General features: G+C 73.4%; 9 protein-coding genes. 2 read left to right on the top strand and 7 right to left on the bottom strand.

What is annotated here, in order from left to right:
- Positions 1 to 63: 63 nt before the first annotated feature.
- Positions 64 to 273 (top strand): response regulator transcription factor, encoded by a 210-nt coding sequence (locus tag ACGFNF_RS21560; protein WP_121401277.1) that lies wholly within the window; start codon positions 64 to 66, stop codon positions 271 to 273.
- 15 nt (positions 274 to 288) lie between these two features.
- Here the strand turns inward: ACGFNF_RS21560 and ACGFNF_RS21555 are convergent, their stop codons facing one another.
- The 3 genes from ACGFNF_RS21555 to ACGFNF_RS21545 all read right to left on the bottom strand — a co-directional run bounded on the left by ACGFNF_RS21555 (position 289) and on the right by ACGFNF_RS21545 (position 4,181).
- Positions 289 to 885, bottom strand: coding sequence for a response regulator transcription factor (locus ACGFNF_RS21555; protein WP_393170182.1), 597 nt, complete (start codon positions 883 to 885; stop codon positions 289 to 291).
- A 345-nt stretch (positions 886 to 1,230) separates the two neighbouring features.
- On the bottom strand, positions 1,231 to 2,895 hold the full coding sequence (locus ACGFNF_RS21550) for an amino acid adenylation domain-containing protein (protein WP_393170180.1): 1,665 nt from the start codon (positions 2,893 to 2,895) through the stop codon (positions 1,231 to 1,233).
- The gene (locus ACGFNF_RS21545; RefSeq protein ID WP_393170177.1) at positions 2,892 to 4,181 is read right to left on the bottom strand and encodes a thioesterase domain-containing protein; all 1,290 of its coding nucleotides are present in this window, start codon (positions 4,179 to 4,181) and stop codon (positions 2,892 to 2,894) included. The genes ACGFNF_RS21550 and ACGFNF_RS21545 overlap by 4 nt, the downstream gene beginning before the upstream one ends.
- An 8-nt stretch (positions 4,182 to 4,189) precedes the next feature.
- Here ACGFNF_RS21545 and ACGFNF_RS21540 point away from each other — a divergent pair, with 8 nt between their 5' ends.
- Positions 4,190 to 4,729 carry a 3-hydroxyacyl-CoA dehydrogenase family protein gene (locus tag ACGFNF_RS21540; RefSeq protein ID WP_393170175.1) on the top strand — a complete coding sequence of 180 codons (540 nt, stop codon included), beginning with the start codon at positions 4,190 to 4,192 and terminating at the stop codon, positions 4,727 to 4,729.
- Between the two features lie 95 nt (positions 4,730 to 4,824).
- Here ACGFNF_RS21540 and ACGFNF_RS21535 read toward each other — a convergent pair whose 3' ends face one another.
- The 4 genes from ACGFNF_RS21535 to ACGFNF_RS21520 all read right to left on the bottom strand — a co-directional run bounded on the left by ACGFNF_RS21535 (position 4,825) and on the right by ACGFNF_RS21520 (position 9,113).
- Positions 4,825 to 6,333 carry a hypothetical protein gene (locus ACGFNF_RS21535; protein ID WP_393170173.1) on the bottom strand — a complete coding sequence of 503 codons (1,509 nt, stop codon included), beginning with the start codon at positions 6,331 to 6,333 and terminating at the stop codon, positions 4,825 to 4,827.
- Positions 6,334 to 6,682: 349 nt separating this feature from the next.
- A complete protein-coding gene (locus ACGFNF_RS21530) occupies positions 6,683 to 7,417 on the bottom strand; it encodes a VOC family protein (RefSeq protein WP_393170171.1) in 735 nt (244 codons plus the stop codon).
- A 138-nt stretch (positions 7,418 to 7,555) separates the two neighbouring features.
- Positions 7,556 to 8,701: an RNA polymerase sigma factor gene (locus ACGFNF_RS21525; protein ID WP_393170169.1), complete on the bottom strand. Its 1,146-nt coding sequence runs from the start codon at positions 8,699 to 8,701 to the stop codon at positions 7,556 to 7,558.
- A 4-nt stretch (positions 8,702 to 8,705) separates the two neighbouring features.
- The gene (locus ACGFNF_RS21520) at positions 8,706 to 9,113 is read right to left on the bottom strand and encodes a YciI family protein (protein ID WP_132236607.1); all 408 of its coding nucleotides are present in this window, start codon (positions 9,111 to 9,113) and stop codon (positions 8,706 to 8,708) included.
- Positions 9,114 to 9,583 lie beyond the last annotated feature (470 nt).

The raw sequence follows: 9,583 nt of genomic DNA, 5'->3' as shown, positions 1-9,583 counted from the left end.
GCGGGCGACGAGCCGTTCCTAGCCTGGGTCGGTAGTCACCACCACACGGCCCAGGAGACGATCATGAGGAACGCGTCGAAGCCCGTACTCACCGCCCAGCAGCTCCGGGTGCTCGAACTCGTCGCCGAGGGGTACGACAACGCGGGGATCGCGCGGGAACTGCGCTGCTCACCACACAGCGTGAAGAACATGATCTACGACCTCATGGCCCGGTTGCAGGTCTCCAACCGGGTCCACGCGACCGCGTACGCCATCCGGCACGGGCTGATCTGACCCGGCGCGTCCGGCTCAGATGAGCCCCTCGCGCAGGGCGCACGCCACGGCGTGCGCCCTGTTGCGCACCTGCCACCGGTGGGTGATCGCGTGCACGATGCCGGTCACGGTGCGGACCGAGTAGGCCAGCGAGCGGGCGATCTCCTCGGTCTCGTGCCCGTCGGCGAGCATGAGCAGCACCGTCCGCTCCCGCGTGGTGAGCCGTCGTGCCGCCGGCCGCTGCGGCGCCCGCTCGTCGGCCCGGGTCAGCAGGTCCCCCAGCAGGTCCGACGGCACGGTGAAGCTGCCCCCGGCCGTCGCCCGGATCGCCGGGCGCAACCGGTCGGGGCGGACCTCGCAACGGCGCAGCAGCCCACCGGCACCCGCCGCCACGGCCTCGGCCACGTCCGACTCCCGCAACCTGTCGGCCACCAGCAGCACCCGCCGGCCGGCGCGGGACAGCGAGCGCAACAGGACCAGCACCGCGTCGCCGACCTCGTCGGTCACCACCAGCACCACGTCCGGCCGGTCGACCACCACGGTCAGCTCCGGGCACACCCGCACCATCTCGTCGACACCGACCCGTACCGCCGGGTCGGCGGCGATGACCTGCACCCGTACCTGCTCGTCCATGCGCACCACTCCAGGAAACTCGTCGCTGACGGACGGCAACGAGAATGTCACCGCGCCTGCGGCGACCGGTACGGGGAACGGCCCCCATATTCTCGGCATCCCCGGACAGCTTCCGCACCCGGCCGCGCGCTACGCCGCGATCAGGTTCCTTCCCGATGCCTCATGACGAGCGGGTGGGAGGGATCCGCCGTAGGCATCGTCGACACTGCCGCGTCACCTGCGCTTGCGGATCTCGTCGGCGGCCTGCGGGACGATCTTGAACAGGTCGCCCACCACACCGGCCCGACGGCAGGAATGGCAGCGGACCCCGGCCCCCGGTGCGCCCACCGGCTGCCGGCCGGCAGCTCACCCCGGCACCCCGAGCACGTGCGTGCTGCCGGTGCGCGCCGGCCACGGCAGCGCCCCGCGGTCGAGCTTGCCGTTGGCGGTGGCGGGGAAGCCGTCCACGAACACCACCGCCGCCGGCACCATGTAGTCCGGCAGCGCGGCGGCCACGTGCCTACGCAGCTCCCGTACGGTCGGGCGGCCGCCGGGGGCTGGCACGACGTAGACCACCAGGGCGCGCTCGCCGTCGCGGTCCGGCCGGGCCAGCGCCACCACGTCCTTCACCCCGGCGTGCCCGCGCAGGCGGTGCTCGACCTCGGCCAGCTCCACCCGGGCGCCACGGATCTTGACCTGCCCGTCGACCCGGCCGAGGAAGGTGAGCACCCCGTCGGGGCCGAAGCTCGCCCGGTCGCCGGTGCGGTAGAGCCGGCCACGCGGGTCGGGCCCGAGCGTGTCCGGGACGAACCGCTGCCGGGTCAGCTCCGGCTGGCGGTGGTAGCCGAGGGCGAGGACGTCGCCGCCGATGAGCAGGTCGCCCGGCACTCCTACCGGGCACGGCCGCAGGTCCTCGTCGACCACCCAGTACTGCGCGTTGTCGATCGGCCGCCCGTACGGGATGCTCCGCCAGGCCGGGTCGACCGCGCCGACCTCGAACCAGTTCGACCAGACGGTCGCCTCGGTCGCGCCGCCGAGGCTGACGATCGTCGCCGCGGTGAAGACCGACCGCACCTCGTCCGGCAGCGTCAACGGCGTGTAGTCGCCGCTGAGGTAGACCAGCCGCAGGTCGCCGGTCCCGGCGGCGCCCCGGTGCGCGCCGAGCAGCGGCGCGAGGTGGGCCAGCGTGGTCGGCGCCGAGTTCCAGTACGTCACCGGCTCCCGCAGCAGCACGTCGAGCAGCAGCTCCGGGTCGCACCGCTGCGCGTCGTCGGCGACGTAGACGCCCGCCCCGTACGCGGGCAGGCCGAGCAGGTCGAATACGGACAGGTCGAAGCCGAGCGAGGTCACCGACAGGCCCAGGTCGTGCGGGCCGAAGCCGTGCGTGCGGCGGCACCAGGCGAAGAGGTTGTGCAGCGACCGGTGCGCCACGGCGACGCCGTTGGGCCGGCCGGTGCTGCCTGAGGTGAAGACCACGTAGGCGGTGGAGTCCGCGCCGGTGCCGGGCTCCGGGCTCCGCAGCTCGCGGTGGTCCGGGGCCGGGGCGTCGGCGGGCACCGTGCGTACCTGCGGCGGCACCGGCCAGCCGTCCTCGCCCGCCGTGCCGACCAGCAGCCGCACACCGGCCTCGGCCAGTAGGGTGTGCGCGCGTTCGGCCGGGAGCGCCGGCTCGACCGGCACGTAGCAGCCGCCCGCCTTCAGCACCCCGTACACGGCGACCGCCAGCAGCGGGCCGCGCGGCACCCGGATACCCACCGGCGTCTCGGGTCCGACGCCCTGGTCGCGCAGCGCCCAGGCCAGCCGGTTGGCGAGCCGGTCCAGCTCGGCGAAGCTGAGCGCGCCGCCGGCCCAGCGCACCGCTGCGGCGTGCGGGCGGAGCCGGGCCTGGGCCTCGAACAGCCGGTGCACCGGGCCGTCCGCGGCGTACGCGCGGGCGGTGGCGTTCCACGCGCGCTGCTGCGCGGCCGGGTCGGGCACGGCCGGCCCGGACACGGTCGGGTCGGTCGACGGGCGGCCCGGCGCGGTGGTCATCGGCTGCCGGCCAGCACGGCGCTGATCACGTCGGTCAGGTGCACCAGGAGCGGCGGCTTCATGATTCCGATGTGGTCCCCCGGCACCCGGTGCAGCTCGATCCCGCCGCCGATCAGCTCCTCCCACCGTTCGAGGTAGTCGGCGAACGTCTGGCCGGAGGACACCACGTGCTGGCCGTTGGCGAGCGCGTCGCTGGCGATGAGGTGCAGCCTGCCGGCGTAGCGGGGGTTCGGGTACTCGATGAGCGCCTGCAACGACTCCCGCCAGACCCGGACCATCCGCGGCCAGGCGGCGCCGACGCCGCGCTCGGGCAGCGCCATGCCCTCCTTCTCGTCGATGTCGTTGGCCACCCGCTCGTAGAGGTCCATGATCTCGGCGCGCCGCTCGGGCGTGTCCGCCTCCGGCCCGCCCCGGTCGATCTCCAGCACCAGCTTCTCCAGCCGGCGCACGAAGCCCATCTGCTCGTAGAACTTCGGCCGGGTCTGCGCGTCCAGCACCGGGTCGAGGAGCATGAAGGTCACCTCCTCACCGGCGTCCAGCAGCAGGGTGGCGAGCTCCGCCGCGATCGTGCTGCCGCCGCACCAGCTGAACAGCCGGTACGGCCCGTGCGGCTGGGCGGCCCGCAGCTCGTCGAAGTGCCGGCGGGCCATCTCGGCGGCGGTGGGGATCGTGGCGTGGTCGCCGTGCGGCTTCGGCCACTCGAACGCGGCCAGTGGTAGCTGCGGGTCCAGGTACGGCAGGAAGCGCTGGAACCAGTGGGCGCTGCCGCCGCCGGGGTGGATACAGAACAGCGGCGTGGCGCTGCCGCGCCGCAGCCACAGCAGCGCCCGGTTGCGGCTGCCGGGCGCGGCCGGCGCCTCGGGGCCGCCGACCGCGCCGTCGGTGATCGCGGCGGCCAGCCGCGCGACGGTCTGGTGCTCCAGGAAGGCCCGGAACGTCAGCTCCACGCCGTGCGACTCCCGCAACAGCGAGATGACCCGCATCATCGCCATCGAGTGCCCGCCCAGGTCGAAGAAGTCGTCGTCGATGCCGACCCGGTCCAGCCGCAGCACCTGCGCCCAGGCGTCGGCGATCGTCTGCTCCAGCGGTGTCCGGGGTGCCACCGGCGCGATCTGCGCGGCGGCGGGCTGCGGCTCGGCCGCGACCAGCGCGGCGCGGTCGACCTTGCCCGAGGCGGTGACCGGGAACTGCCCGACGACGTGGCAACGGGTCGGCACCATGTGCGCCGGCAGCCGGCGGCGTACGTGCTCGCGCAGCTCGGCCGGGGACGGACGCCGTCTGTCCACCGACGACGGTGCTCGCGTCGGTCACCTCCGCCATCCCCATCGACCGGCTCGCCGCCAGCACCCGCCGGCCGGACCGGGTGGTCGGGACGCACTTCATGAACCCCGCGCCCCTCAGGGACAGCGTCGAGGTGGTGCGGGCGCCACGGACCAGCGCGGACACCCTCCAGCGCACCCTCGACCTGCTCACCGCGATCGGCAAGACCGGCATCGTGGTCGCCGACGGGCCGGGCTTCGTGATCAACCGCGTGTTGATGCTCACCGTGAACGAGGCCGCCGAGGTCGTCGGTCAGGGCACCGCCGACGCCGCGACCGTCGACCGGGTCTTCCAGGAGTGCCTCGGCCACGCGACGGGTCCGCTGCGTACCGCCGACCTGATCGGCCTGGACACCGTCGTCGACACGCTCCTGGTGCTGCTCGAGTGCACCGGTGACCCCCGCTTCCGGCCCGGGCGCACGCTGCGGGAACTGGTGGACGCGGGCCGGTACGGGCGCAAGAGCGGCAGCGGTTTCCACACGTACCCGCGGCCGGCCGCGACCGCCGCCACCTGACCACCACCGACCTCCGTGCCCAGCACCCGCACGGCTGCCCGCCGGCCGGAGGTCGACGCAGGTCATGGCACTCGGCACCGGGTGCCGATCGACCGTCAGCGCTTCCCCTGCGAGGGTGCCGACGAGGCGAGTCGCTCACGCATCGCGTCGACCGGCAGGGCCGGGTTCCGCGCCGTGGACCCGGCCAGCTCGACGTCGTCGAGCAGGTCGACGATCCGGTCCACCGGCAGTCGGGGGCATGCCGCCATCGCCTGCCGTACCGCGGCGTCGGGGTCGCGGGTGAGCCGGTCGACGAGCGCCGGATCCGCCTCCGGGTCGCGGGCGACGAGCCGCCGGACGGCGGGATCCTGATCGTCGGCGAACCGGGCCAGCCCCGCCGTCGGGAAGTTCGGCAGCGCCTGCAGCCCGCCCCGGTCGCATCGACGGTTCCCCTGCTCGCGGAACACGCGCAGGAGCAGTTCGGGCGGCGCGGCCGGATGGTGATGAGCGACGAGCGCCCGCACGCCAGGATCGGCATCGTCCGAGAGCGCGGTGACGAACCCGGCCGGCAACCGCGGGTCGGCCGCGGCCCGCCGGCGCAGGAGCGGGTTGACCGACGTGGCGAGCCGTACCGACTCCGCCGGCGGCGGCAGCGGTTCACGCGACACCGTCCCCCGCACGTGCCAGCACAGGTCGATACGGGGGTCGAACGGTGCCGTGGTCACGTCGATGTCGATCGCCGCACGTTCCTCCTCGGTCAGCGCGGGATGCACGGAGGCCGCGGTCCGTACGGACGCGTCCGGGTCGGCGGCGAGCCGCGCCAACTGGGCGCCTGTCAGGTCGTCACGCCCGGCGAGGCTACGCCGGACGTCCGCCGACGGGTGGTCGAACAGCGCCTCGACCACCTCCGGCGGCAGGGCCGGGTTGGTCGCCATCGCGTCGACGCCCTCCCTCCCGTCCTCGGCGGCGAGCACGTACTCGATCAGTGCGGGCGAGAGCGGCAGCTCACTCAGCAGCCCTCGGTACGCGTACCCGTTGGCGGGTAGGTCCGCCGGCTCCTGCGCCCGTTCCCGCTCGGCGTAGAAGTGGGCGGTCGCCGCCCGCACCTCCGGCACGTCGTCGTGCAGCAAGGCTTGGCGTAGTTCATCGCGGGACGCTTCGTCCGGGCCGCCGAGCAGCCCGACCGCGGCGGCACGCACGAGCGGCTCCGGGTGGGTGGCGACGACACGCACCGCACGCCGGTCGCGCCACGCCAGCTCGATCACCTCGCCACGCAGCTCGGCCGGCGTCATGATGCCTCGCCGGAACTGCTCGACGAGCCGGTCCAGGCTCGGCGTGAACGCGCGATCCGGCAGAGCCAGGTCCGGATCCGCACGGACGAACTCGACAACGCGACGCTCGGGGTCGTCCAGCAGGCCGAGCCGGAGCGCCGGGTCGATGTGGGGGTTGGCGGCGAGCGCGCCGCGTACCCGGGCCGAGGGGTGACGCATCGCCCCTGCGACGACCGCGGGCGGCAGGTCGGCGCGCCGCCGGAACGCTGCGGGGACGGCCTCGGCGTGGTCGTCGAGCAGACGCAGCAGCACGTCGGCCGGTGCCGCCGGATTGCCCGCGAGTCCCCGCGCCACCGGATCTCCGACCGGGCCGTCCAACCAGGGGTCGCCGCGGAGGTGGACCACCCTGGAGGTGCCGACGTGTCCGTCGGTCGTCCGGAGCGTCGTCCAAGGGTCGTCGTCAATCACAAGCAGCGAGGGTATAGCGGCGAATCCGCAGTTCAACAGGGCTGTTCACCCGAATGGCAGCAGTGCGGGCCCGACGTACAGTTTGGACGGTGCACTCTGCGGAGGCCGCCAGCAGCACGGCTGCGGCGGGGACCTTGTTTCCGACAGTGAACGGCCGGGATCGTGCGATCAGTGGGCTAGGGCCGTCGCAGGGTCCGGGCTGGTGGCCGTGGTGAGCGGCTGACGGGGGTCCGGGTCAGCCTGGGGTGAGGACGCAGAACTCGTTGCCCTCCGGGTCGGCGAGGACCGTCCACGGGACATCGCGGTCCAGGTCGACGGCGGTGGCGCCGAGATTCCGCAGTCTGGCCGCCTCGGCCTCCAGGTCGTCATTTGGGTACGGGCGGACGTCGAGGTGGACGCGGTGCCACCCGGTCTTCACGTCGGGTGTGCGGAGGAACCGCAGGTAGGGGCCGACGCCCTTGGCGGAGCGCAGCACCGCCTCGTGGTCGGTCACCTCGTGCAGGGCCCAGTCCATGGCCTCGCCCCAGAAGCGCGCCATGGCTCGCGGATCCGCGCAGTCGACCACCACGGCGGCGATCGGTCCGGTGTCGCGGTGGAGCGGTCGGGGGTCCAGCACGCAGAATTCGTTGCCCTCCGGGTCGGCCAGGACCGTCCACGGGACGTCGCCCTGGCCCACGTCGGCAGGTGTCGCGCCGAGCTCCTTCAGGCACGCGACCACCTCCGCCTGGTGGGCTGCCGAGGTGGTGGCGAGGTCGACGTGCACGCGGTTCTTCACCGTCTTGGATTCCGGGGAGACGATGAGGTCGATGCAGACCGCGACGGGGTCGGGGTAGACGAAGCCCTCGGGTTCGAGGTTTGTCACGCCGGGCCCCTCGCTGGAGACTCCCCAGCCGAGCGCCTCCGCCCAGAAACCGCCAAGCGCGGAGTCGTCCTGGGCCTTCATGTTGATCTGCACGAGCCGCGTCGCCACGCCGGCAATGCTAGGGCCCGTCGAGCCGACGGTCGTGCCCGTACCGGGTGATCGTCCGGCGTGTCATTCCGGTGCCGGCTGGCGCACACCCCCTAAAGCGTCCTAGGACAATGGTTCCACTGCGGAGTCCTGGGCAGGTCAGGCGCGCCGGCGGGCGTTGAGCCGGGCGGCCTGGCGCGTCAGGTGGTCACGCTCGGCGAGGTTGGGCGCCTTCCGGGCCGCTTCGGCGTACAGCCGTGCCGCCGTCGCCAGGTCACCGTCGCGCTCGTGCAGGTACGCCGCCACCGCCGCGTGGCGGGGCAGCGAGTCGTCCAGCGCCGCGAGCGCCGCCAGGCCGGCGCGCGGCCTGTCGGCCTCGCCGACGGCCACCGCGCGGTTGAGCCGGACGACCGGGCTGTCGGTCAGGCGCACGAGTTCGTCGTACCACTCGACGATCTGCACCCAGTCGGTCTCCCCGGCGGTGGGCGCGTCGGCGTGCAGCGCCGCGACGGCTGCCTGGGCCTGGAACTCGCCCAGCCGGTCGCGGGCGAGGGCGGCCTGCAGGATCTCGACGCCCTCGGCGATCGACGTGGTGTCCCACCGGCCGCGGTCCTGCGCGGCGAGCGGCACCAGGCTGCCGTCGGGCGCGGTCCGCGCGGCGCGTCGGGCGTGGTGCAACAGCATGAGGGCGAGCAGCCCCGCCACCTCGGGGTGGTCGATCGCGGCCGCGAGCTGCCTGGTGAGCCGGATGGCCTCGGCGGCGAGGTCGACATCGCCGGAGTAGCCCTCGTTGAAGACCAGGTACAGGACGCGCAGTACGGTCGCGACGTCGCCGGGCTGGTTGAACCGCACGCCGGAGACGGTGCGCTTGGCCCGGCTGATGCGTTGCGCCATGGTCGCCTCGGGCACCAGGTACGCCTGGGCGATCTGACGGGTGGTCAGCCCGCCGACGGCACGCAGCGTGAGCGCGACCGCCGACGCCGGCGTCAGCGACGGGTGGGCGCACAGGAAGTAGAGCTGGAGCGTGTCGTCCACCGTGGGCGTGGGTCCGGGCGCGGGCTCCTCGTCGACGAGGTCCTCACGCCGACGGCGGGCGGCGTCCGCCCGGGTCGCGTCGAGGAACCGACGCCACGCCACGGTGACCAGCCAGGCCTTCGGGTCGCGCGGCGGGTCGGCCGGCCAGGTGCGGACCGCCTCGACCAGCGCATCCTGTACGGCATCCTCGGCCGCCGCGAAGTCGGCTCCGCGGCGGACGAGGACCCCGAGCACGCCGGGCGTGAGGCTCCGGAGCAGGGCCTCCTGCATCAGGTCACTCCGTGATGGTGGGCGGCGCGGTCAGGAACGGGCGCAGCTCGAGCCACTCGTGGATCGGCTTCCCGCCCGCCCCGGGAGCGGCCGACAGCTCCCCGGCCAGCTCGACGGCGCGCTCGTAGCTGTCGACGTCGATCACCATCCAGCCGGCGATCAGGTCCTTGGTCTCGGCGAACGGGCCGTCGGTGACCGGCGGGCGCCCCTCACCGTCGTACCGGACGAACGTCCCCTCGGGGGCGAGCGCCTGACCGTCGACGAACTCGCCGGTCCCCTCGAGCCGCGTCGCGAAGTCCTGCATGTACTGCATGTGCGCCGAGATCTCCTCCGGCGTCCACTGGTCCATGGGTACGTCGTTGACCCCGGCCGGTGCGCCCCGGTAGTGCTTGAGCAGCAGGTACTTGGCCATCGTGTTTCCCCTCTCGGTGCGGGTGCGAACCCATTCTGATCGCGTCCACCACGGGGACGGAGCTGGTCCCGGGTTCTCGACATCGCCGTCCGGACATTTCCGGGTCGATCTCGTGCCCGAGCCAGGGTGAGCGCCGCTGGCACCCGCCATGCTCCGGGGCCACCCGGGGGCAGGCCATCAACAATTCGCACACTATCGCAAGCCAGCGCACTGCGATCTTGTATCGCTATGACGGGTGTCAACGGCTGATGAACCTGTGACGAGGCGGTCGACGTCGATAGACATTGACGCCTGTTATGGTGAATGTCACAGCGTGTTCCGGGCCTCGTCGTCGCTGAGCTAGATTCCGGGGAATTCGCAGTTCCGCACTGCGAGAACTGCTCGACGCGCCACGGGGAGGTGTCGCCGGTGCGCCGTGTCCCGACTCGGGCTCGCCAAGGTACGCACTCTCACGGGTGCGCGACGAAGAC

It is taken from the genome of Micromonospora sp. NPDC048868 (genome assembly GCF_043198195.1).
GTDB lineage: Bacteria > Actinomycetota > Actinomycetes > Mycobacteriales > Micromonosporaceae > Micromonospora > Micromonospora reichwaldensis.
This window is presented reverse-complemented; position numbering and strand designations above follow the sequence as displayed.